This is a genomic window from Mesorhizobium sp. M0698 (assembly GCF_040320455.1).
Lineage (GTDB): Bacteria > Pseudomonadota > Alphaproteobacteria > Rhizobiales > Rhizobiaceae > Mesorhizobium.
In genome coordinates, this window is the sequence record NZ_JAMYPQ010000005.1 from 131,254 (window position 1) to 153,867 (window position 22,614).

Here is a 22,614-nt window from a genome sequence, read left to right on the forward strand (position 1 = left end):
CTTGTTTACCTTTATGATTTTAGCGGCCGGAGCAGCAGGAATCGACCAGCGCGGCCAGCGATGCCGAAACATCGGCGAGCGCGGCGCGGTCGAGCTCATAGCGCGAGCGCTGGCGGTCAGGCTCGAAGCGGATCAGCCCGGCCTCGACCAGGATCTTCAAATGCTGGGAAACGGTGGACTGCGCCAGGTCGAGATGCTCGACGACCTCGCGACAGCAGCAGGAACGGCTTGCGGAAAGGTGTTTGAGAATTTCGATCCGCGCTGGATGCGAAAGGGCCGCGAGCCGGACAGCGACAGCGCGGCTATCCGGCGTGCAGTTGGCCGGCGTGCAGTTGGCCGGCGCGCGTTCATCTGCCGCGCGGCTTCGGTCCGTTACGAGGGGGGATTCGGTCATCGTCCATCGGCGATAAACGATGACTGGCCCTGCCGCAAGCTATCCTGATGGGCAGAACGGCTACTCGGTCTTGACTGGCGCCGTCGTCATCTGGTCGCCCATTGCCTTGAGATCGGCGGGCTCGCCTTCCTTCGATTTCTCCGGCACCTTGAACACCTGCCCCGGCCAGATGCGGTTCGGATTGCTGATCTGGTCCTGGTTGGCGAGATAGATGGTCGAGTAGCGCATGCCCTGGCCATAGACCCGCCGCGAAATCCGCCACAGCGTGTCATGGCGGCGGATGATGACTGCGCCATCGGCATGTTCGAGCTTTGGCGCCACGGTCTCGGGAGTTTCGCCCGGAGGCGTTGCGACAGCCATTTCGGCCGGGGCCTCGGTTGTAGGAGTGGGGGCAGTTGCGGGCGTTTCGGCGGCCGTTGCCGGTGCGGCTTCGGTCGCCGGAGCATTCGGCTCGGCTTGTTTTACCCCGGCAGGCTTCTGCTCGGCCGGCGCCACGGCCGCAACCGCCTCACCAGGCTCGCGCTCGAACGGCACAGCCGCACGGGCCACCACCGTCACGCCGTCGGCGTCGAGCGCATCGACGTGGATGGTGTAGGTGCCGACCGGGATGTCGCGTGTCGCTTCGACCAGGAAGTGGCGGTCGGGCGAGGTCTTCGCGTCACCGAGCAGGATATCGTTGGCATAGGCACGCACCTTGCGGCCGGGATCGGCGAGGCCGGCAACGAAAATCTTGTTGCCGTCGATTTCGACAGCTTCGACGACGATCTTCGGCTCCACCGCGGGAGTAGCGGGCGCTGCCGGTGTGGCGGGTGCTGCCGGAGCCGGCGCGCCTTCAACAGCGGCCGGCGCGGCAGGAGCAGGCGCTGCTGGAACATCAGCCGCCGGGGCGGCTGGCGCCGGCGCTGCGGCAGCCGGCAATTCGGTGCCGGTGGCGGGTGGCTGAACGGCCGCCTGTTCGCCGACAGGCGGCGAGGCGTCAGATCTCGCCTGAGGGGCCGGAACAGTGAGCAGTTCGGACGGCTTGCCCGGCTCCTCGACCATTGCCAGCACCTGGCCGGTGGAATTCTGGGGGATCGAAACGACGGCGGTCTGCGCCGAGGCGGTCACGACATTGCCAGCCGTAGAGCGCAGCGTGATCGTATAGTCGCCGGGCTTCAGCGGATCGTCGAGAATAATGGCAAAGGCGCCGTCAGGGCCGGCGACCGTCGAGCCGAGCACAGCCGAACCGTTAAGAATCTCTACCTTGGCGTTGGGCGCCGCATTGCCGGCGACGACGATCGAGCCGTTGCTTTCGACGCGCACGATGTCGAAGGTCGGCACGATTGCACCTGCTGCGGCCGGCGCGGCGGGCGCTGCCGCATCGGTGGACGCGGCGGGCGCAGGCGGCAGCCGGCCCTCGGTCGCCGGAGCGGCCGGTTTCGAAGCCGGCGGCGTCAGCGCCGCGACCTCCGCAGGCCGGGTAGAATTGAGATACGGGTCGAGCGCGCCCGATACATAGGCGGTTCCCGCCGCGGCGACAGAGCCGCCAGCCGCGAACAAAAACGCCTTCAATGGATTAATTGCCATGTTTCCCTGCCCCTTAGCCACCTAATTTCGGTCTAGCCTGTTTTACCAAAGCCGACAAGAAAAAGCCCGCCCCAGGGCTTGACCATGCCAATAGTCCCTATCACCAATCATAACATGAACACGATTCGATCTGTCTGCGTCTATTGCGGCTCGTCCCCGGGCCGAGATGAGACCTATATCAAGGCCGGACACCTGCTTGGCCGCTCGATCGCCAAGTCCGGCCTGCGTCTGATTTATGGCGGCGGCACTAAAGGGATCATGGGTGCCGTCGCTGAAGGGGCATTAAAGGCCGGTGGCAAGGTAACCGGCATAATTCCACGTTTTCTGATCAACCGGGAGGCGACCGAAACCGCGCTTAACCGGCTCGACGAGCTCGTCATCACCGACAACATGCACCAGCGCAAGCACAGGATGTTCGAGAAATCTGACGCCTTTGTGGCGTTGCCCGGCGGCATCGGCACCGTCGAGGAGATCGTCGAGATCATGACTTGGGCACAGCTCGGCCATCACCGCAAGCCGATCGTCTTCGGCAACGTCGGCGGGTTCTGGGATCCGATGCTGGCGTTACTCGACCACATGGCAACGGAGGGCTTCATCCACACGGCGCAACGGGTCAAGCCGCTGGTGGTCGAGGATCCGGAAGCAATCGTCGCCGCTATCATGGTGGCAGGATCCTCCGTCGATGCACCGACGGAGGGCGTGCAGTCGGTGATTGATAAGATGTAGAGTGAATGGTGAATGGTGAATGGTGAATGGTGAATGGTGAATGGTGAATGGTGAATGGTGAAGTAGAAGACTTTCCAAACCGGCGCCTGTCTATTCACTATTCACTATTCACTATTCACTATTCACTCCTTCCCTACTGCCTTCCTCAAGTCTCCGATGACCGCACGCTTATCCTGACGCCGCCAGGCGAGATGGATCGAGACGGTGCGTTCGAACCACGGCAGATCGCGAAACACGATCTGAGGCGGCGCGGCACTCCGCAGGCTGGCCTGCACCGTCGCCAGCCCAAGCCCGGCGCTGACCAAGCCCAACGACGTCAACGGATCGGTCGTCTCATAGGCTATGTCGGGCAGGAAACCGGCCTTCGCACAGGCGGCGAGAAATTGGCTGCGGTTGGTGTCGTCAGGCTGGCGCACCACCGTTATCCAGGTACGGCCGTCCAGTTGCTGCGGCAGTATCTCCGCGATTTCTGCCAATGGATCGCCTTCCGGCATCGCCAGAACCAGCGGCTCGCGCATGATGAGGGCATGGCGACGATGTCGGGATCATCGGCAGAAGGAGGCGTGTAGACAAGGCCCAGATCGAGCGATCGTTCGCGCAGCGCTTCGATCTGGGCGGCGGAACGCTGACCCTTCAGTTGAAGATGAAATTCGGGCCGGTCGCGGCGAAACTGGCGCAGCATCCGAGCGACAAGCCCGGCATGGACCGCACCTTCCACATAACCGATGGCGAGACGGCCGACCGTACCGCTGGCGAGATTGCGGCCGAGCTCCTCCAGCCGTCTTGCATGGGCCAGCAGCGCACGCGCCTCGGCAAGAAAAGCGCGGCCCTCGGCATTGAGATGAACACGCTGCCTCGCCCTCTCGAACAGTGCGACGCCCAGCTGCTCCTCCAGCTGAATGATCTGACGGCTGAGCGGCGACTGCGAGATGTGCAGCAATTCGGCGGCACGCCCGACGTTGCCGGTTTCGGCCACCGTGATGAAATAGCGGAGCTGGCGCAGGTCGAACATTGTTGCTTCGATGCTCAAGTCCCGTGAGGTCTCAAATTTAGCCTAATCAGTCTTGGACTGTCTGGCCAGCAGAAGCGAATATTTCCGCCATTCCAACGGCCAACATCAGGAGATTCCGATGCAGTTCTTTGCCCTTCTTGCGCGCAACACCGAAAAGTTCACCGACGCCGATTTCGCGCCGCTGCTGCCTGGCGAGGCCGAGCAGCGCCGCACGCTCTATGCCGAAGGCGCCGTGCGTCAGGTGTGGAATCGGGGCGACATTCCCGGCAGCGGCATGATGTTCGAAGCCGGCAGCGATGCCGATGTGCGCCACCATCTTGCAACTTTACCGCTGGTCAAGGCCGGCATGATGGATATTGCCGCCGTCGTGCCGCTGCAGCCATATCCCGGCTTCGGGCCGAAGCGCTGAGCGCTCGTGAAAGACGCGGCTGCCGGCATTAAGACCGGCCAGCCGCCTTTCTTCGTTACGCGGCTCGAGCTGATGCGGAAACGGTCTTGCGCGCCGAAGAAAACATCGACCAGGAGTACATCGCCAGTGCCGCCCAGATCAGCCCGAAGGCTATGGCCTGAACACTGCCGAAGGGTTCGCCGAAAATCAGCACCGCGATCAAAAAGACGATCGTCGGCGCGATATATTGCATGATGCCGATGGTGGAGAGGCGCAGCAGCCTGGCGCCGAACGCAAACAACAGCAGAGGCACGGCGGTGACCGGACCGCAGCCGATCAGCAAGGCGGTGTCGTTCAGCGAGCTGGAGACGAAATGATCCTGTCCTGTGGCGATCAGGAAGATGATGTAGCCGAGTGCCGGCACCGACAGCAGCAGCACTTCAAGCAGGAAGCCCTGGCTCGGGCCTATTGGCAGCGTCTTGCGGAAGAAGCCATAGGCGGCAAAGGAAAAGGCTAGCACCAGCGACACCCAGGGCAGTTTGCCGGCGTCGATGGTCAGCACCGCGACCGCGATTGCCGCCAGCACCACCGCCGCGATCTGCAGGCGGTCGAGCCGCTCGCCGAGGAGCAGCGCGCCGACAACGACGCTGACCAGCGGGTTGATGTAATAGCCGAGCGCGGTCTCGATGGTGCGGTCGACCGCGATCGCCCAGACATAGATGCCCCAGTTGACCGAGATCAGCGCCGCCGTCAGCACCGCCATCGAAATGATGCGCGGCGAACGAACTGCCGCTTTGAAATCGGCAGTGCGGCCGGCCCAGACCAGGACGGCGGCCGCGATCGGCACCGACCAGACGATGCGGTGGGCGATGACTTCGGCCAGCGGCAGATGCGCGACAGCCTTCATGTAGAAGGGCAGCAGCCCCCAAAGCAGGTAGGCGCCGAGTGCCAGCAGGAAGCCGCGACGAGCTTTGGTGTCGGCCTCGATGTGAAGTGCTTGGGTAGTCATGGCCCAAGGCTATGCGCCAGCGGCTTGCCCAAAACCATCGCAAATTGCTGATGGATCAATGGAGTCTCGCTGATGGTTCAACACTACTCCGCCGCCGCCAAGCCCGCCATGTCGCGGTTCTTCATCAGCTTATAGACGATCGAATCCATCAGCGCCTGGAAGGAAGCATCGATGATGTTTTCGGAGACGCCGACCGTCCACCAGCGCGCACCGGTGCCGTCATGCGATTCAATCAGCACGCGGGTGATCGCCTCGGTGCCGCCGTTGAGGATACGCACCTTGAAGTCGGCCAGTTCGAGATCGGCGATCTCGCTCTGGAATTTGCCGAGATCCTTGCGCAGCGCAATGTCGAGCGCGTTGACCGGGCCGTGGCCTTCGGCCACCGACATCTTCTCCTCGCCCTCCACCAGCACTTTCACGATCGCCTCCGAGACCGTCTTCAGCTGGCCGTTGGCGTCGAAGCGGCGCTCGACCATGCAGCGGAACGAAGTGACGCGGAAGAATTCCGGCAGGCCGTGCAGCATCTTGCGCGCCAAAAGCTCAAAGCTGGCGTCGGCACCTTCGTAGGCATAGCCCTCGGCCTCGCGCTCCTTGACCACGGCGATCAGCGCGTCGAGGCGATGGTCGTCCCGGGGCATGTCGATGCCACGCCGTTTCAGCTCGGCCAGGAAATTGGCCTTGCCGCCCTGGTCCGAAACCATGACGCGGCGGCGGTTGCCGACAGTCTCTGGCGGCACATGCTCGTAGGTCGCCGGCTCCTTGGCCAGCGCCGAGGCATGGATGCCGGCCTTGGTGGCGAAAGCGGAGGCGCCGACATAGGGCGCTTGCGCTTCGGGCGCGCGGTTCAGCAACTCGTCGAAGGCGCGGGACAGGCGCGATATACCGGTCAACGCTTCTGCCGAAATGCCTGTAGCAAAGCGGCCCGAAAAGGCCGGCTTCAACGCCAATGTCGGCACGATCGAGATCAGGTTGGCGTTGCCGCAGCGCTCGCCGATGCCATTCAGCGTGCCCTGGATCTGGCGCACGCCGGCCTCCACGGCGGCAAGCGAATTCGCCACCGCCTGGCCGGTGTCGTCATGGGCGTGGATGCCGAGATGGTCGCCCGGTATGCCGGCGGCGATCACCTTTTCGACGATGGCGCGCACCTCGGAGGGCTGCGTGCCGCCATTGGTGTCGCACAGCACCACCCAGCGCGCGCCGGCATCGTAGGCCGTCCTGGCGCAGGCCAGCGCATAATCTGGATTGGCCTTGAAGCCGTCGAAGAAATGCTCGCAGTCGACCATCGCCTCCTTGCCGGCAGTGAGCGCCGCCTCGACCGAGGCCTTGATCGCCTCGAGGTTCTCCTCATTGGTGCAGCCGAGCGCGACGCGGACATGGTAGTCCCAACTCTTGGCGACGAAGCAGATGGCGTCCGACTTCGACTGGACCAGCGCGGCAAGCCCAGGATCGTTCGAGATCGACACTCCTGCCCGTTTGGTCATGCCAAAGGCAACGAACTTGGCATCGGCCGTGCGACGCTCGGCAAAGAAGGCGGTGTCGGTTGGATTGGCGCCGGGGTAGCCACCCTCGACGTAGTCGATGCCGAACTCGTCGAGCAGCTTGGCGATGGCGATCTTGTCCTCGACGGAGAAGTCGACACCCGGCGTCTGCTGACCATCGCGCAGCGTGGTGTCGAACAGATAAAGGCGCTCGCGAGCCATGGTCATTTCCCGGCAAACATGTCCGTTGCGCGGATCAGCCTGTCGAGGATGCCCGGCTCCGAATAGGCGTGGCCGGCGCCTTCGATCAGATGGAAATCCGCTTTCGGCCACGCCTTGTGCAGCGCCCAGGCGTAGCGCGCCGGGCACGGCATGTCGTAGCGGCCGTGAACGATGGTACCCAGGATATCCTTAAGCTTCCATGCATCGCGCAGCAGCTGTCCCTCTTCCAGCCAGCCGGCATGGACGAAATAGTGGTTCTCGATGCGGGCGAAAGCCAGGGCATAATCATCCTGGCCGAAGGGACCGCTGGTTTCCGGTTCCGGCAGCAGCGTGATCGTCTCGCCCTCCCACAGGCTCCAGGCGCGGGCGGCCTCGACCTGCGCCACAGGATCGCTGCCGACCAGCCGTTTGCGGTAGGCGGCCATCATGTCGCCGCGCTCGGCCTCCGGGATCGGCGCCAGAAACCGCTCCCACTTGTCGGGGAACATCTCCGACACGCCGAACTGGTAGTACCATTCGAGTTCGGCGCGGGTCAGCGTGTAGATGCCGCGCACGACCAGTTCGCTGACCCGCTCGGGGTGGGTCTCGGCATAGGCCAGCGCCAGCGTCGAACCCCACGAACCGCCGAACACCAGCCATTTGTCGAAGCCGCACATTTTTCGCAGGCGCTCGATGTCGGCGACCAGGTGCCAGGTGGTGTTGGCTTCAAGCGAGGCATTGGGCGTCGATTTTCCGCAGCCGCGCTGGTCGAACAGGATGACATCGTACAGCTTCGGATCGAACAGCCGCCGGTGCTTTGGCGAAATGGTGCCGCCCGGCCCGCCATGCAGGAAGACAGCCGGCTTGGCCCCTCTGGTGCCGGAGCGCTCCCAATAGACCTGATGGCCATCGCCAACGTCGAGCATGCCGGACTCGAAAGCCTCGATCTCGGGATAGAGGGTACGGAATTCGCTGCTCATAATTTCAGGCCCTGCTGCGGCCAGTTGGCCGTCTCGTGATCGGGATGCTGGAAGGAGATGATGGATTCCTGTCGCGCGTAGAAATCCGGGTCGTCATGGATCGGCGCGTCGAAGATCGTCTCGACCCAAGGCAGCCTGGCGGCGTAGTTAACCTGGATCTGCGGCACCAGATCGGAACGGTCGTCGAAGGCGCCGATGGCGATCTCCAGCGCGCCGGGCTGGCGGTAGGTCAGCGGTGTGCCGCAGCGGGCGCAGAAGCCGCGATCGCTGTTGACCGACGACTGAAAGTAACTCGGCTCCTCGCGCACCCATTCGACGCCGTCGCTCGGCACTGTCACCAGCGCGCCGAAAAACGACCCGAACTGTTTCTGGCACATGCGGCAATGACAAATGGACGGGCGGCCGAGCGCCCCGTGGATGCGGAAGCGCACGGCGCCGCACTGGCAGCCGCCGGTACGAACGGTTTCGGTCATGATTTTTCCTCCGGCGGCCATTGTTCGGTGTCGTGGTCGGGATGTTGGTAGGAGACGAGATCGGCGAGATACGAGGCCGACGAGACGTCGGCCATCGTTTCCTCACCTGGCAATTCGTGGACGTGATCCACGTACGGGAGCTTGGCTTCGACACCCCATTGGATGATCGGGGCGATCTCCTCGGGGTGGTCGAATGTGGCGATGGCGAGGGCCACCCCGTCGGGCGCTTCGAAGGTCAGCGGCGTGCCGCATTCGGCGCAGAAACCGCGCAAAGCCGCGTTGGACGAGCGGAAGCGTTTGGGCTCACCGCGCGTCCAGTCCAGCCTTGCGCCGCGCACCGAGACCAGCGGCAGGTAGAAATTGCCGCTCGCCTTCTGGCACATGCGGCAATGGCATACGGAAGCATCGCCGAGAGCTCCTTCGACGCGGAAGCGCACCGCGCCGCACTGGCAGCCGCCTGTATAGACCGGTCTGTTGTCGAGGCTCATCGCGCACTACTCCGGGGCATGGCAAACCGCCTCGACATTGTTGCCGTCGGGATCGAAAACAAAGGCGCCATAATAGTTCGGATGGTAGTGCGGGCGCAGGCCCGGCCCGCCATTGTCCTTGCCGCCGGCGGCAATCGCCGCGGCGTGAAAGGCATCGACCTCGGCGCGGCTGCGAGCGGTGAAGGCGACATGCTGATGATCCTTCGGCTTGTCCTTGCCGGCATGCAGCCAAAACACCGGCCGGTCGCGGCCGTAGCCGCCGACCTTGGCGCCGCCGGTATATTCCTGCGGCACCATGTAAAGCAGCGAGGCGCCGAGCGGCGCTATCGCCCTGTCGTAAAAAGCCTTCGACGCGTCGAAATCCGAAACGGTGATGCCGAGATGATCGATCATCTTTTTACCTCCCAGGTGGTGATGCGTTCGCCGGTGACGGGGTCCTTGCCGTCCTTCAACTGGATGCCTTGCGTCAGCAACTCGTCGCGGATGCGGTCGGCCTCGGCCCAGTTCTTGGCGGCGATCAGCGCGAGGCGTTTGGCGATCGCCTTGGCAATGGCGTCTTCATCCACCTTGGCTGTTGTGATGTCGAAGCCGAGGAACAGAAGCGATGCCTTCAGTGAAGCGGCAGCATCGTTGTCTTCGGCGGCTGCGTTGCCGCTACCTGCGTTGAAATCAACAGCATCACCAGCCAACTGCGTCAGCAACTGGAATGCGGCATAGGTGGCAAGGTCATCCGACAGCGCTTCGATCACATCCGCCGGCACCGGCTTTGCCGTCGGCGGCGCCCGATCGGCCGCCCGCTTCCATTTGCGCAGCGTATTCTCCGCCTCTTCCAGCTTGCGCACGGAAAAGTCGATCGGCTCGCGATAGTGCGTCATCAGCATCGCCAGCCTGAGCACCTCGCCCGGCCATTTGCGGCCGCCAAAGGTATCCGTCTCCAGCAATTCGGTGATCGAATAGAAATTGCCCAGGCTCTTGGACATCTTCTGGCCCTCGACCTGCAGGAAACCGTTGTGCATCCAAATCTTGGCCATCGTTTCGGTGCCGTGGGCGCAACGCGATTGCGCGATCTCGTTCTCGTGGTGCGGAAAGATCAGGTCGATACCACCGCCATGGATGTCGAACACCTCGCCGAGATAGGCGGCCGACATCGCCGAGCACTCGATGTGCCAGCCCGGCCGACCCCTGCCCCACGGGCTGTCCCAGCCCGGCTCCTCGGGCGAAGACAATTTCCACAGCACGAAATCCTGCGGGTTCTTCTTGTGCTCATCGACGGCGACGCGGGCGCCGGCCTGCTGCTCATCGAGATTGCGCTTCGACAACTGCCCGTAGTCCGGCATGGAAGCGGTGTCGAACAGGACTTCTCCAGCCGCGACATAGGCATGGCCGCGTTCGATCAAGCGTTGAATCAAGAAGATCATGTCGACCTTGCCGTCGGGCCTGGGCTCGACGAACTCGGTGGCGCGCGGCTCGACCGTCGGTTCCAGGCAACCGAGCGCCGCAACGTCCTTGTGGAACTGACCGGCGGTCTTTTCGGTGACCCGCCTGATCGCTTCGTTCAGCGACAGCTTGCCCGATGCAATTTCGCCGCCGAAATCGCGCAGCGCGCGAGCGTTGATCTTGTCGTCGACGTCCGTAATGTTGCGGACGTAAGTGACATGCGCTTGCCCGTAGAGATGGCGCAGCAAGCGGAACAGCACGTCGAAGACGATCACCGGCCGCGCATTGCCGATATGGGCGAAGTCATAGACCGTCGGGCCGCAGACATACATGCGCACGTTGCGCGGATCGATCGGGAAGAAATCCTCCTTGCTCCGCGTTAGCGTGTTGTAGAGGCGCAGGCTCTTCGATGCGTCAGACATACGTGCGTTCCCGGTGCGTTACTTTGGCATGATCTTTTGGGATCGTGCTCTGGATGGAGTCGGTTACGCCGAGGCGCAAATCGGGGTCCAGCCTGCTGGCCGGGGCGTTTGTCCAATCTGGGAGGAGATGAGGCGAAAACGTCCAGGACCAGCGCGAGGCTAGCCGATAATGCAAATGCCACAAATGGCGAAAGACGTTTTCATGGCCGGCTTTATCGCCTTGCCCGGTGTTGCCGTCAAGTCGCTACCTTCGCCAAAAATATCGTTGGCTCACAGGAATTGAGCCACTGAAACATTTTATTAAACAGGTCGGCACTGTGATGAAACATTCGCCGGCTAGATCAGCAAGCGTCACGATTTGGTCGGATTCGGCCAGCAAACGCAGACATGAAGACGTTACCAGGGAAGAGAACAATGCCTAAGCAAGAATCCAACCGCGCCAAGCAACCGGCGCTCGCCAGCCACTACCGGGCGATCGGCCCGGCAGCAATCGTCGCAGCTCTTCTGCACACCGCGAAGAAGAAGAAGCCGGCGCAGAAGATCGTTTCGCCGCGCGCTGCCTGAGAATGCCGTCGGGAAGATTGAGGCGCTCACGGCGCACCAGCAATAGTAGCTTTTGCTAAAATAAATTCATCTGACTGTCGTTCGCGCCGGACTTCTGGCGCCTGACCTTCTCAGGCTCAGGCTCGACGACGCCCTTCTCCTGAATCTCCGGCCCGGTATTGGCGACCTTGTTGACGAGGTCGGAAACCGGGATCGCTTCGAAGAAATCGGGCTGGGCGGGTCTCAGCAGATGGGCCACATCGCGCGGCTCGAGCGTGCTGCAATCCAGCCAGCGCGCGAAATCTTCGGGATGGATCACCACCGGGATGCGGTCGTGGATATGGGCAGTATCGGCATTGGCGTGGGCGGTCAGAATGGCGCCGGTGTCCATTTCCGAGCCGCCCGGCTCGGCATAGGTCTCAATCAGCCCGGCGAAGGCGACAAGCCCGCCACGCCTTGGCCGCACCCAATAGGGCTGCCCTCTTCTGCCACCGGTTTGGTGCCATTCGTAGAATCCCGAAGCCGGTACCAGGGCGCGGCGATGGCGCATGGCAGCGCGAAACGACGCCTTTTCCGAAGCCCCCTCAGAACGCGCGTTGAACAGCAGCGGGAAGTTACGCGTATCCTTGACCCAGGCCGGGATCAGGCCCCAGCGCACCAGCATCGAGCGGCGGTCGGGCAGGTTCGAGCCCGGCGCCTGCGGCAATCCGGCGAGCGCCATCAGCACCGGCTGCGTCGGCGCGATGTTGTAGCGGGCCGGAAACTCCTCAAGTTCCGCCAGGCTGAGAAAGGCGGCGGTCTGGTCCGGAGTGGCGGTCAAGGCAAAGCGTCCGCACATGAATTCAGCTCTCGAATTGGTGGCATGTGAAAGTGGCCATGGAACCCGCCTTTCGCAACCGCTAAAGCTGTTCGCCGACGGCCGGTCCACAACGGGCTATGCCAATCGAGCGATCCGAAGCCCATGGAAGCACGCAAGATCATTCCGGCAGTCTCGGTCTGCGTCGTGCGCGAGAACACGGTGCTGCTGGTCAAGCGGGCCAGGCCGCCCTCGCAAGGCCTCCATGCCTTTCCCGGCGGCAAGGTCGAAGCCGGCGAGACGCTGGAACAGGCAGCACGGCGCGAATTGCTGGAAGAGACCGGATTGCAGGCGCGCAGCTATCGGCCGCTGCGGGAAATCCACATCGACGGCAGCGGCGACGGGCATCCGGTCGACTACTGGCTGACGGTGTTTGGGGCCGATTATGCTGGCGGCGAGGCGGTGGCCAGCGACGACGCCGAGACCGCGGCTTTCTATACGCTGGCCGAAATGACAGCGATGCCGCTCGCCGATGCGGTGTTTGAAATTGCGGACGATCTACTCGGTCCCAACAAAGACGGCGGGACCTGAGCCAGAGAATCGCCTTGCAGGCGACAAATTGTTTCAGCACAAGGACTCATGAGCCGCACGTCTTCGTTTCTCGCCGCATGCCTCGCCGTCAGTGTGGTTGTCGGTGCGCGCCCGGCGATTGCCGCCGAAGCACCGTTCGAGCCCGGGCTGATGCGGCTGGCGGAAGTGCTCGGCTCGCTGCATTTCCTGCGTAATCTGTGTGGCGAGAAGGGCGATCGGTGGCGAGCCGAGATGGAAAAACTGATCGCATCGGAAAATCCGAACCCGGAGCGGCGCGCCCGCTTCATCGCCAGCTTCAACCGCGGCTACCGGTCGTTCGGCGGTACTTATACGCAATGCACCGCCTCGGCGACGGAAGCCATCAGCCGCTACATGAAGGAAGGCGAGACGCTGTCTCGCGACATCGCTTCGCGCTACGGAAACTGACGACGGCAGCTGCCGTTCCGGCAAACCGGCATCAACCGCCGGCGCTGTGGGCGGCGGACGCGTTCGACACTTCTCCGCTTGCCTCGGGTGAGGTCTTGGTGCAAACCTGATGTTGCACTTTTGCAACTATGTTAACGAAACGTTAGCGCGCGAATGTGAAATTAACTCAAACTGAAGGTTTCCGTCCCCTTGGCCGGCCTAATCGGCTAAGTTTGAATCGGATCGGACGCAGGTTTGCTGGACGCGACGGAATTTGTAGAAGACGACCAAAAAAATGTCGTATTTACAAATACTTACTGCGCCTGCGTGTAAAAGGGACAACTCAAGCTTGATCCCTGTCCAACGGATCACCGCTTGAAAGGGTGGAAATCGCAATGGAACATGGCGTCAACGACATCGACGCGCTGGTCAGGGAAGAAAAGCGCCTGACCGCCGTGGAAAGCCACAGCGAAGCCTGGGCAGAAGGATTGTCGGCCGGGATCGAGCCGGAAATCATCGCCGAGGCAGCCCTCGAAACGGCATTCGGCGAAATGCTGCGCACCAATGGCGAGACCTCGGCGCTTGCCCTGCTCGATCGCATGCGTGAAAAGGTGATTGCCGGGGCCTTCGAGCCCGAAAGACTGCGGCACTGACCCCGGTTCTTTGACGACGGCGCGCCGCCCGGACATCATATCCGGGCACATGGACGGGCCTGGAACCAGGGAGTAGCAGGCGGTGAATTTTTCGATATCAGGCAAGCCGCACGGCCTGGTCCTCAGCATTTGGCTCACCGCTTCCTGCGCCATGATTCCTTCTGCACTGTTTCTTGCGAGCAGTCCCGCTCACGCCCTCAGCGAGATCAAGCGCGAAGACCTGCCCTCGCCGGTCACGCCGCCGCCCGACGGCGACGTGTCGCCGCGTGGAAGTACCGTGCCGATGCCCGGCCCGCTCGGCACGACGCCACCTGCAGCCAGCCAGCCGACTCCGTCCGACGAGCCGGAACAAACCGAACCGATAGGGCCGGCCAATGATGGCGGCGTGGCCAATCCGCATGTCGATCCCGACGCGCCTGTGCCCGAAGTCGTCTACGACCTCGCCAAGTTGCCGGAACCGGTCAGGCGCATGCACGATCTGATCGTCGAGGCGTGCAAAAGCGGCGACATCGAAAAGCTTCGGCCGCTGATCGGCACGGGAGACATGATGACCCAATTGTCGCTGGGCGACATGGAGGGCGACCCGATCGCCTTCCTGAAAGGCCTTTCCGGCGACACGGAAGGCCAGGAGATCCTCGCCATCCTGGAAGAGGTGCTCAATGCCGGTTTTGTCCATGTCGATGCCGGCACGCCGCAGGATCTCTATGTCTGGCCCTATTTCTTCGCCCTGCCGCTGGACAAGCTCGATGCCAGGCAGCGGGTCGAGCTGTTCAAGATCGTCACCGCCAGCGACTATGACGATATGAAGCAGTTCGGTGCGTACATCTTCTACCGAGTCGGCATCACGCCGACCGGACAATGGACGTTCTTCGTCGCTGGGGATTGAGTGATTTAGCCTGGCCCCTATGGAGGCAGGGAGCTTAGCCCGCCAACGCCTCGGAAAACTCCACCGCCCTACCCTGGCCCGGCGCGACGATCTCGCCTTCCCACATCACGCGCCGGCCGCGAACGATGGTGCCGACCGGCCAGCCGGTCACCTGCCTGCCGTCATAAGGCGTCCAGCCGACCTTGGAGCCTTGCTGGGCGTTGGCGATGGTCTCGCGGCGCTTCAGATCGACGATGGTCAGATCGGCATCGTAGCCGGCGGCAATACGGCCTTTCCTGGCGATGCCGAAAATACGCTGCGGGCCGTGGCTGGTCAGGTCGACAAAGCGCTGCAACGTCAGCCGGCCGGCGTTGACATGATCCAACATGATCGGCACCAAAGTCTGCACCCCGGTCATGCCGGACGGCGACGCCGGATAAGGCTTTGCCTTCTCGGCCAGCGTGTGCGGCGCATGGTCGGAGCCGAGCACATCAACGATGCCTTGCGCAACGCCGTACCAGACCCCGTCGCGATGGCGCGTGGCGCGCACCGGCGGGTTCATCTGGATCAGGGTGCCCAACTGCGCATAATCATCGGCGCTCAGCGTCAGATGATGCGGCGTCGCCTCGCAGGTCGCGACATCCTTGTGCTGTTCGAGGAAGCCTATCTCCTCGGCGGTCGAGATGTGCAGCACATGGATCCGGGCGCGGACCTGGCGCGCGATTCGCACAAGGCGCTCGGTGCAGCGCAACGCAGCGATCTCGTCGCGCCACACCGGATGTGAGGACGGATCGCCCGCGATGCGCTCGCCAAGCCGCTCGCGCAGCCGGAACTCGTCCTCGGAGTGAAAGGCGGCGCGGCGGCGTGTGTTCCTCAGGATCGAGGCAACGCCTTCGTCGTCCTCGACCAGCAGGTCGCCGGTGGACGAGCCCATGAAAACTTTTATGCCGGCCGCACCTGGCAGCCGCTCGAGATCGCCAGCGTCTTTTGCATTGTCGCGGGTCCCGCCGACCCAGAAGGCAAAGTCGCAATGCATGCGGCCGGTGGCACGCCGCACCTTGTCGGCAAGGGTTGCCTCACTGGTGGTCAGCGGATTGGTGTTCGGCATCTCGAAGACGGCGGTGACGCCGCCGAGCACCGCTGCCCGCGAGCCCGTCTCCAGATCTTCCTTGTGCTCCAGGCCCGGCTCGCGGAAATGCACCTGGCTGTCGACGACGCCCGGCAGGATGTGCAGCCCACGGCAGTCGATCGTCTCACCGGCCGACGCCTCGCGGAGGTCGCTGATGGCAGCGATGCGCCCACCATTGATGCCGACGTCGCGAAAACTCTGGCCGTCGTGATTGACCACGGTGCCGCCTGTCAGGATGAGATCGTAGATGGGGGCCATACGGATCCGGTCTCTTGCGGGGGAAGTGCCAGCGGCTTACGTAATGACCAATAGTTTTGCAAGATCAGGCTCGTTTTCCCACCATGCCCTTTGCCTCGCTCAGAGATCGCGCACTCGTTTCCGTGTCCGGGCCGGATGCCGAGCACTTTTTACAGAACATCCTGACCACCGACCTCGACGTGCTCGGCAGCAGCGAAGCAAAGCCCGGTGCGCTGCTAACGCCGCAAGGCAAGATCCTTTTCGACTTCCTGATCTCGCGCGCCGGCGAAAATGCTTTCCGACTTGAATGCCGTACCGAGACCGCCGATGATTTCATGCGACGGCTGACGCTCTACAAATTGCGCGCCAAAGTCGAAATTGCCAAGCTGGATCAGCCGGTTGTGGCCGTCGCATGGGGAAGCGATTCAACCATTTCGCAATTTGAATCAGCACCGTTTGCTGATGCGCGGTTTGTCGATACTGCCGTCAAGCGCTTCTATGATGACACCGCAGATGGCGGCGACCTTGCCGCATGGCAAGCCTTTCGCATCGCCCATGGCATTGCCGAAAGCGGTGCGGACTACCAACTCGGCGACGCTTTTCCGCATGACGTGCTGCTCGACGAGATCGGCGGTGTCGGCTTCAAGAAAGGCTGCTACGTCGGCCAGGAGGTCGTCTCGCGCATGCAGCATCGCGGCACTGCCAGGCGTCGGGTGTTGATTGTCTCGGCCGAACGCACCCTGCCCACTTCGCGCGCAGAGTTGACCGTGGAGGGGCGACCGGTCGGCACGCTTGGCTCGACCGCGGCCAGGACAGGCCTTGCCATTGCCCGCATCGACCGGGTCAAGGCAGCGCTCGACGCCGGCCTGCCGGTCCTGGCGGAGGATGTCGCCGTGTCGCTCGCTATCCCGTCCTGGGCGAAATTCAGCTTTCCGCAGGAAGCCATCGGCGCGGAGGACGCCTGATGGCTGCAGATCGCGCCGGGGCGCCGCCGCGCGCCTGGCAGCGCATGCTGTCCGGCCGACGGCTCGATCTGCTCGATCCCTCGCCGCTCGACATCGAGATCTCCGATATTGCCCATGGCCTTGCCCGCGTCGCACGCTGGAACGGCCAGACCAGAGGCGATCACGCCTTTTCGGTCGCCCAGCATTCGCTGCTGGTCGAAACGCTTGTCGGCGAGCTGATGCCGGATGCCGACGCCGACGCGCGGTTGGCGGCGCTGCTGCACGACGCGCCGGAATATGTCATCGGCGACATGATCTCGCCGTTCAAATCCGTGATGGGCGGCAGCTACAGGGATTGCGAGATCAGGCTGCAGCGCGCCATCCATCTGCGCTTTTCACTGCCGGCCGAACTCGACGCGGGACTGCGCAAGGAGATCAAGCGAGCGGATCAGATCGCCGCTTATTTCGAAGCAACGCTGCTTGCGGGTTTTTCGACGGCAGAGGCGACGGAGTTCTTCGGCAGGCCGCGCGGCTTCAATGCCGAGCGCTTCGACGTCACGCCGCGCTCGGTGACTTGGGCGCAGAATGCCTTTCTCAAACGCTTTGCGGCGATCGAAAAGTCTCGACGCCAGACTGCCGTTCCAGCCGGCTGAAAACGGTAAATTAACCGGCAGGGACAACAGTGCCATGGTTAACCATGGTCCATAGGCTTGCCTCATGCCCGTTGCCGGTATCAAGGCTGGTTCGTCCGTCCGCCGACGGAGGGCCAAAGGCGTTGGTCAGCCGCAACCTATTGAAGACGAGCTGCGCGAACAGAACGAGCGTTTTTCGGCAGCGGTCGAGAACATGTCGCATGGCCTGTGCATGTTCGATGCCGATGAACGGATGATCATCTGCAACAGGAACTACATCAGCATCTTTCGCCTCGACGCCGAAGTGGTGCGGCCCGGCATCCGGTTTTTCGACATCCTCCAGCACAGCGTGGATATCGGCATCGCCTCGCAAAGCGCTGAGCAACTCTATGCCATCCGCAAGCCCTATATCGACCAGGCAAAACCTTCCACCTATGAGGAAACGCTTGCAGACGGGCGTATCGTCAACATTTCGCACCGGCCGCTGGCGTCAGGCGGTTGGGTATCGATCTACGAGGACATCACCGAGCAACGGCGCGCCGAGCAGGAGTTGAAGGAGCAGCACCGCCGTTTCGACGCGGCACTTGCCAACATGTCGCAAGGCCTTTTGATGTACGATGCGGATGGCAAGCTGATCGTCCGCAACGAACGTTTCCTGGAACTTTATCATGTCAGGCCGGCCGACTTCCCGCTTGGCATGAGTCACCATGATGCGTTCAAGCGGCTGCTGGAACTGGGCATTTATACAAAGCTCGACCCCGACAGCGAAATCTCGCAAATCGAAGCCTGCCTGCGGGCGGGGAAAACACACGTAACGCATCGCCATCTCGCTGACGGCAGGACGCTGCTGGTTGCGCGCCGGCCGATGAGCGGCGGCGGCTGGGTCGCGACGTTCGACGACGTCACCGAGCGCAGGCGTGTGGAAGAGCGCATGACCCATCTTGCGCACCACGACACACTGACGAACCTGCCCAATCGCTCGATGCTTCGCGAACGGCTCGACCAAGCCCTGAGTGAGACGAGAGACGGATCGCTGGCGATATTCTCGCTCGACCTCGATCACTTCAAGGCGGTCAACGACACTTGGGGCCATCCTTCCGGCGACTGGCTGCTGAAATGCGTGGCCGAACGGCTGCAACGGTGCCTGCGCAATGAAACGGACGTTGTCTCCCGCTTCGGCGGCGACGAATTCGTCATCATCCAGTTCAATCTCAAAAGCCCGGGCGACGCGGAAAAGCTGGCCAAACGCATCGTCGAGATCATCGGAAAGCCGTTTCGCGACAAAAGACACGACATGCGTGTCGGCATCAGTCTCGGCATCGCGCTGTTTCCGAATGACGGCAAGGACGCCGACACTTTGCTGAAAAATGCCGATATGGCGCTCTATCGGGCAAAGAGCGAAGGGCGCAACCTGTACCGCTTCTTCGAACCAGCCATGGACGCGATGGTGCGGGCACGCCGGGCGCTCGAAATCGATCTCAGGGCAGCGCTGTCGCGCCGGGAATTCGAGCTGGATTTCCAGCCGATCATGAACATCGCCTCCGGCGAAATCGTCGGTGCCGAAGCCTTGATGCGCTGGCGTTCGCCGGTGCGCGGCCTGGTACGGCCGGACGACTTCATTCCGGCCGCCGAGGAGACCGGGCTGATCGTGCCGCTTGGAGAATGGGCGCTGCGAAAAGCCTGCACGACCGCGGCAGGCTGGGCGGCTTGGCGGATCGCAGTCAATGTCTCCGCTGTGCAGATCAAAAGCGGTACCTTTGCCCGCAGCGTTATCTCGGCACTGGCGTTCTCGGGCGTGCCGGCCAACCGGCTTGAACTGGAAATCACCGAAACCGTGCTGATGGACGAGAGCGATCTGGTGCTCAAGACACTCAGGCAGCTACGCGATCTGGGCGTCCGCATCGCGCTGGACGATTTCGGCACCGGCTATTCGTCGCTGGGCTACCTCAGGCGCTTTCCCGTCGACAAGATCAAGATCGATCGCTCTTTCACCCGTGACATCGACAGTCGCGATACCGCGGCGATCGTGCGCACCATCATCGGGCTTGGCGCACAGCTGGGCATCACCGTCACCGCCGAAGGTGTCGAGACCGAAGCGCAGCTTGAATTCCTGCAAAAGGAGGGTTGTGTCGAGGCCCAGGGCTATTTGATCGGGGTGCCGTCAAAGGCGTCGGACATTAATCGGCTGCTGAAGTCGAGCGCGACGATCCGGCAGTCCGGCTAAGTGCGACAGTCTCGCGGAAGCGCGGGCAACCGCCTTAGATCTCCTTGAGATGACGCTCGATCCGCGTGTTAATTCCTTGATAGGAGAAGGCGGCATTCAGGTGTGGCGAACCAGGAGGTTCCCAACGGGTCAGAGATGTCCGCTCAATGCCTCCACCATATCCTTGTTCGTCGCCACGGGAACAATCTCGAATTCGACCAGATCCGCCCATTCGATGACCCACCGCTGCAGGAGCGTGACGTCATCGGCCTCCACCAGCAGGAAGCAGCGGCTCATATCCGCTGCGATCCAGCTGTGGTGCACGAGAAGCGCGTCCGGCTTCAGGCGGCCCTGGTCGCGGAAACGGCGGTAGATCTCCTTGCGGTCGCAGCCGCGAAAATCCTCGGTTACGAAGAACAGCATCTTTTTCCCCTCAGTTCGGATATTATCGCCCCGGCCGGTCCAGCCGCTCCAGGAACCACTGCGTCAGCCGCACCCAGACCTCGTCTTTTTCGCCGGAGTCTTCCCAGCCGTGGTCGAGGTTGGGGTTGTCGTTGACCTCGATGACGAAGACGCCGTCCCTGGTTTCCTTGAGGTCGACGCCGTAGAGGCCGTCGCCAATGCAGCGCGCCGCGCTCACCGCCGTCTCGACGACATGGGCCGGTGCTTCCTTCAGGGTGAAGGTCTTGATGCCGCCCTGGTCGGGCTTGCCGTTGGCCTTATGATTGACGATCTGCCAATGTTTCTTGGCCATCAGATAATGAACGGCAAACAAGGGCTGGCCGCCGAGGACACCGACACGCCAGTCATATTCCGTCGGAATGAATTTTTGCGCGATCAGGAGGTCGGAATCCTCCAGCCATTCGGTTGCGAGCGTCTTCAACTCTTCAAAGGTGCCGCATTTCTTGACGCCGCGCGAAAACGAGGAGTCCGGGATCTTCAGCACCAGCGGGAAGCCCAGCGTCTGTGCCGCAACGTCCAGGTCCGAGGTGCCGGCAATCATCACCGTCGGCGGCACCGGTACCTTGTTGTAGGTCATCAGCTCGTTGAGATAGACCTTGTTGGTGCAGCGGATCATCGACAGCGGATCGTCGATGACCGGCATGCCTTCCTGCTGGGCGCGGCGGGCAAAGCGGTAGGTGTGGTTGGAGATCGAAGTGGTCTCGCGGATGAACAGCGCGTCGTAGTTGGCGAGCTTGGCCAGATCCCGCTTGGTGATCGGCTCGATTTCGACACCCATCTTTTCAGCGATCTTGGCCCAGTGGCGCAGCGACGAAATCTCCGACGGCGGCAGTTCCTCATGCGGATCGACCAGCGTTGCGAAAGTGTAGCGCGCCGGCGTGCGGCCCTTGGTGTCGCGCCACTCGCGGTTAGTGTAGGTCTCCAGGCACTGGAGAAAGTGCGTTTCCTCGTCCTCGGTCATCCTGGCCAGGGGATGGAAGCCAATCTTGCGGATCGAGGCCCATTCGGCGCTGTCCCTGATGTGGAGCTCGAGCGCCGGGGCACGGAACCAGTCGAACAGAAGTTTTGCGAAGCGGTCCCATATCCTGGATGGTCCGATGCCGAAGAAGATGCAGACCTTCTGCGGAAAAGCGCCACCCAGGTCCTTGCGGCACTTGTTGAGTGCGAGTTCGAGTTCCGGCAACGCGTGCTCATAGAGCTTGCGTTCTGACAGGTCGATCATCGTTTCGACCGTCGGGATGACCTTATGGCCGCGCGAACCAGCAAGCAGCGACGCGTAATAGCCGCGGCTCTGGTAGCCATAATTGTTCGACAGGTTGATGACCTTCGGCCGCTGACCGCGAAACAGTGCCGGATGGGCAAGGTAGTCGCGATTGGTGATGATCTTGTGCGGCGTCGCCACCTGGTCGAGATCGTTCTGCCGGCCGGTAAGGATGACCCAGGTCATTGGCTGTCGCGCTTTCCGAGAGTGATGGCGGCGCGCAATCCGTCGCGGCCGAATTGCGCCATGTTCATGAAGATGCCGTAAGGCACGGGAATATTGGCAGCATCGAGGATCGTCTCCTGCCGCTCGTCCTCGACCCAGGGGTCGTGGATCAGGATATGATCGCCATCGTCACCGATGGCCAATACCCAGTGCGGAACCTTCTTGCCGAACATCAGGAAGCCGCTGATCAGGACCAGCACCAGTTTTCCCTCTGCGATCGCGGTGCGAATGTCGTCAAGCCCGAATGAACGGTAATTCACCGGGATGCCGTAAAGTTCCGCGCGGCGGCGAAAGTCGACCTGCGCCAGCTCCATGACCCGGCGCTTGTCCTCGCTGCGCACCGACTGCAGGAACAGCGCGCCGTAGAAGGACACATAGATCTCAGCAGCAAGCCCGCTCTCATAGCCGGCGACGGCAAGCCCGAACGGCTCGCAGCCGCCCGGCCCCGACATCATGAAAACGGTCGTCGCCTCACGCCACAGCCGGATTTCCATCACCGGATCCGGCACGAATCCGGGGTCGAAGTTAGCCATCGCCATCATCAGGCAGCATGGTCCGCAGGTGAATTCGCAAGTCTGCTGATAAAACGGCACTTCGGTGGCGACCGGAATGTCGCCGCGCAAGGTCTTCTCATAGCGCAGCGCCGTGGCGCCGTCCTCGTAATAGTCCGGTTCACGGCCGATCTTGCGGTAGCCGCTCTGCTCGTAAATCTGGATGGCGCGCGGATTGTCTTCGCGGACTTCCAAACGAAGCATCATGCGGCCGTGCTCGAAAGCGGCGGCTTCAGCCTCTTCCAGCAGCAGGCGGCCAACGCCACGGCCGCCGAAAAATGGACCGACGGCGATCGAATAGAGCCGCGCGACGCCGCTGCCCTTGCGAAACAGCACGACCGCATAGCCGGCGACGTGACCATCGTTCTCGCCAACCAGCAGTTCGGCGGTGTCGCGTTCGATCAGTTGGCGAAAGGAGCGGCGAGAAATGCGGTCGCTCGAGAAAACAGCTTTTTCGATGGCGGCGAGGTCATCGACGTCGGACGCGCGGGCCTTGCGAATCTCGGCAGGCATGCGGGCTCAGAAAACCTCGATTGGGTTGTG

The 22,614-nt window shown here is 62.5% G+C and carries 26 protein-coding genes; 10 read left to right on the forward strand and 16 right to left on the reverse strand.

Translation table 11 applies throughout. The features are described from left to right. Positions 1-19 precede the first annotated feature (19 nt). Together NKI16_RS13660 and NKI16_RS13665 are read right to left on the reverse strand one after the other, a co-directional pair. Positions 20-394 carry an ArsR/SmtB family transcription factor gene (locus NKI16_RS13660; RefSeq protein ID WP_023677733.1) on the reverse strand — a complete coding sequence of 125 codons (375 nt, stop codon included), beginning with the start codon at positions 392-394 and terminating at the stop codon, positions 20-22. Between the two features lie 60 nt (positions 395-454). Next, the gene (locus NKI16_RS13665; protein ID WP_352622575.1) at positions 455-1,960 is read right to left on the reverse strand and encodes a LysM peptidoglycan-binding domain-containing protein; all 1,506 of its coding nucleotides are present in this window, start codon (positions 1,958-1,960) and stop codon (positions 455-457) included. Between the two features lie 114 nt (positions 1,961-2,074). On the opposite strand from NKI16_RS13665, the gene NKI16_RS13670 reads away from it, so the two are divergent. Next, positions 2,075-2,686: an LOG family protein gene (locus tag NKI16_RS13670; protein ID WP_023677735.1), complete on the forward strand. Its 612-nt coding sequence runs from the start codon at positions 2,075-2,077 to the stop codon at positions 2,684-2,686. 122 nt (positions 2,687-2,808) lie between these two features. On the opposite strand, the gene NKI16_RS13675 is transcribed toward NKI16_RS13670, so the two are convergent. Then, a complete protein-coding gene (locus NKI16_RS13675) occupies positions 2,809-3,162 on the reverse strand; it encodes a LysR family substrate-binding domain-containing protein (RefSeq protein WP_352922966.1) in 354 nt (117 codons plus the stop codon). After that, on the reverse strand, positions 3,108-3,716 hold the full coding sequence (locus NKI16_RS13680) for a LysR family transcriptional regulator (RefSeq protein ID WP_352922969.1): 609 nt from the start codon (positions 3,714-3,716) through the stop codon (positions 3,108-3,110). Before NKI16_RS13680 ends, NKI16_RS13675 begins: the two co-directional genes overlap by 55 nt. A 100-nt stretch (positions 3,717-3,816) precedes the next feature. Here NKI16_RS13680 and NKI16_RS13685 point away from each other — a divergent pair, with 100 nt between their 5' ends. Next, entirely contained in the window at positions 3,817-4,107 is a 291-nt protein-coding gene (locus NKI16_RS13685) for a muconolactone Delta-isomerase family protein (RefSeq protein ID WP_352448978.1), read from the forward strand. Positions 4,108-4,162: 55 nt separating this feature from the next. On the opposite strand, the gene rarD is transcribed toward NKI16_RS13685, so the two are convergent. The 7 genes from rarD to cysS form a co-directional block, all read right to left on the reverse strand. Then, positions 4,163-5,095, reverse strand: coding sequence for an EamA family transporter RarD (gene rarD, locus NKI16_RS13690; RefSeq protein ID WP_023677738.1), 933 nt, complete (start codon positions 5,093-5,095; stop codon positions 4,163-4,165). A gap of 83 nt (positions 5,096-5,178) precedes the next feature. Then, positions 5,179-6,801, reverse strand: coding sequence for a citramalate synthase (gene cimA, locus NKI16_RS13695; RefSeq protein ID WP_352454385.1), 1,623 nt, complete (start codon positions 6,799-6,801; stop codon positions 5,179-5,181). Then, positions 6,798-7,754 carry a prolyl aminopeptidase gene (pip, locus tag NKI16_RS13700; RefSeq protein WP_352641011.1) on the reverse strand — a complete coding sequence of 319 codons (957 nt, stop codon included), beginning with the start codon at positions 7,752-7,754 and terminating at the stop codon, positions 6,798-6,800. Before pip ends, cimA begins: the two co-directional genes overlap by 4 nt. Then, positions 7,751-8,227, reverse strand: coding sequence for a GFA family protein (locus NKI16_RS13705; protein WP_352922972.1), 477 nt, complete (start codon positions 8,225-8,227; stop codon positions 7,751-7,753). Before NKI16_RS13705 ends, pip begins: the two co-directional genes overlap by 4 nt. Next, positions 8,224-8,715: a GFA family protein gene (locus tag NKI16_RS13710; protein WP_352622569.1), complete on the reverse strand. Its 492-nt coding sequence runs from the start codon at positions 8,713-8,715 to the stop codon at positions 8,224-8,226. Before NKI16_RS13710 ends, NKI16_RS13705 begins: the two co-directional genes overlap by 4 nt. A 6-nt stretch (positions 8,716-8,721) precedes the next feature. After that, the gene (locus NKI16_RS13715; protein WP_023677743.1) at positions 8,722-9,108 is read right to left on the reverse strand and encodes a VOC family protein; all 387 of its coding nucleotides are present in this window, start codon (positions 9,106-9,108) and stop codon (positions 8,722-8,724) included. Next, positions 9,105-10,574, reverse strand: a complete 1,470-nt coding sequence (gene cysS / locus NKI16_RS13720) for a cysteine--tRNA ligase (RefSeq protein ID WP_352622567.1) — start codon at positions 10,572-10,574, stop codon at positions 9,105-9,107. The genes NKI16_RS13715 and cysS overlap by 4 nt, the downstream gene beginning before the upstream one ends. Before the next feature lie 414 nt (positions 10,575-10,988). On the opposite strand from cysS, the gene NKI16_RS13725 reads away from it, so the two are divergent. Continuing rightward, positions 10,989-11,138 (forward strand): hypothetical protein, encoded by a 150-nt coding sequence (locus tag NKI16_RS13725; RefSeq protein ID WP_023677745.1) that lies wholly within the window; start codon positions 10,989-10,991, stop codon positions 11,136-11,138. A gap of 55 nt (positions 11,139-11,193) precedes the next feature. Here the strand turns inward: NKI16_RS13725 and NKI16_RS13730 are convergent, their stop codons facing one another. After that, entirely contained in the window at positions 11,194-11,955 is a 762-nt protein-coding gene (locus NKI16_RS13730) for an SOS response-associated peptidase (protein ID WP_352622565.1), read from the reverse strand. A gap of 123 nt (positions 11,956-12,078) precedes the next feature. Here NKI16_RS13730 and NKI16_RS13735 point away from each other — a divergent pair, with 123 nt between their 5' ends. The 4 genes from NKI16_RS13735 (at position 12,079) to NKI16_RS13750 (ending at position 14,448) form a co-directional block, all read left to right on the forward strand. Beyond that, the gene (locus NKI16_RS13735; RefSeq protein ID WP_023677747.1) at positions 12,079-12,504 is read left to right on the forward strand and encodes an NUDIX hydrolase; all 426 of its coding nucleotides are present in this window, start codon (positions 12,079-12,081) and stop codon (positions 12,502-12,504) included. A 48-nt stretch (positions 12,505-12,552) separates the two neighbouring features. Beyond that, positions 12,553-12,930 (forward strand): TIGR02301 family protein, encoded by a 378-nt coding sequence (locus NKI16_RS13740; protein ID WP_023677748.1) that lies wholly within the window; start codon positions 12,553-12,555, stop codon positions 12,928-12,930. Positions 12,931-13,304: 374 nt separating this feature from the next. Further along, positions 13,305-13,562, forward strand: a complete 258-nt coding sequence (locus NKI16_RS13745; RefSeq protein ID WP_023677749.1) for a hypothetical protein — start codon at positions 13,305-13,307, stop codon at positions 13,560-13,562. A gap of 82 nt (positions 13,563-13,644) precedes the next feature. Continuing rightward, the gene (locus tag NKI16_RS13750) at positions 13,645-14,448 is read left to right on the forward strand and encodes a hypothetical protein (RefSeq protein WP_023677750.1); all 804 of its coding nucleotides are present in this window, start codon (positions 13,645-13,647) and stop codon (positions 14,446-14,448) included. A gap of 34 nt (positions 14,449-14,482) precedes the next feature. On the opposite strand, the gene NKI16_RS13755 is transcribed toward NKI16_RS13750, so the two are convergent. After that, positions 14,483-15,814 (reverse strand): dihydroorotase, encoded by a 1,332-nt coding sequence (locus NKI16_RS13755; protein ID WP_352622562.1) that lies wholly within the window; start codon positions 15,812-15,814, stop codon positions 14,483-14,485. A gap of 83 nt (positions 15,815-15,897) precedes the next feature. On the opposite strand from NKI16_RS13755, the gene ygfZ reads away from it, so the two are divergent. From ygfZ to NKI16_RS13770, 3 genes are all read left to right on the forward strand, one after another. Further along, positions 15,898-16,758: a CAF17-like 4Fe-4S cluster assembly/insertion protein YgfZ gene (ygfZ, locus tag NKI16_RS13760; protein WP_023677752.1), complete on the forward strand. Its 861-nt coding sequence runs from the start codon at positions 15,898-15,900 to the stop codon at positions 16,756-16,758. After that, positions 16,758-17,390, forward strand: a complete 633-nt coding sequence (locus NKI16_RS13765; protein ID WP_023677753.1) for an HD domain-containing protein — start codon at positions 16,758-16,760, stop codon at positions 17,388-17,390. Before ygfZ ends, NKI16_RS13765 begins: the two co-directional genes overlap by 1 nt. A 64-nt stretch (positions 17,391-17,454) precedes the next feature. Then, positions 17,455-19,593 carry a putative bifunctional diguanylate cyclase/phosphodiesterase gene (locus NKI16_RS13770; protein WP_023677754.1) on the forward strand — a complete coding sequence of 713 codons (2,139 nt, stop codon included), beginning with the start codon at positions 17,455-17,457 and terminating at the stop codon, positions 19,591-19,593. Between the two features lie 129 nt (positions 19,594-19,722). Here NKI16_RS13770 and NKI16_RS13775 read toward each other — a convergent pair whose 3' ends face one another. From NKI16_RS13775 to NKI16_RS13785, 3 genes are read right to left on the reverse strand one after another with little or no spacing between them, the layout of a single operon-like run. Then, on the reverse strand, positions 19,723-19,995 hold the full coding sequence (locus NKI16_RS13775) for a DUF3303 domain-containing protein (RefSeq protein ID WP_023719871.1): 273 nt from the start codon (positions 19,993-19,995) through the stop codon (positions 19,723-19,725). 22 nt (positions 19,996-20,017) lie between these two features. Continuing rightward, positions 20,018-21,481, reverse strand: a complete 1,464-nt coding sequence (locus NKI16_RS13780) for a RimK family ATP-grasp domain-containing protein (protein ID WP_023677755.1) — start codon at positions 21,479-21,481, stop codon at positions 20,018-20,020. Continuing rightward, positions 21,478-22,584, reverse strand: coding sequence for a peptidase C39 family protein (locus NKI16_RS13785; protein ID WP_023677756.1), 1,107 nt, complete (start codon positions 22,582-22,584; stop codon positions 21,478-21,480). Before NKI16_RS13785 ends, NKI16_RS13780 begins: the two co-directional genes overlap by 4 nt. Positions 22,585-22,614 lie beyond the last annotated feature (30 nt).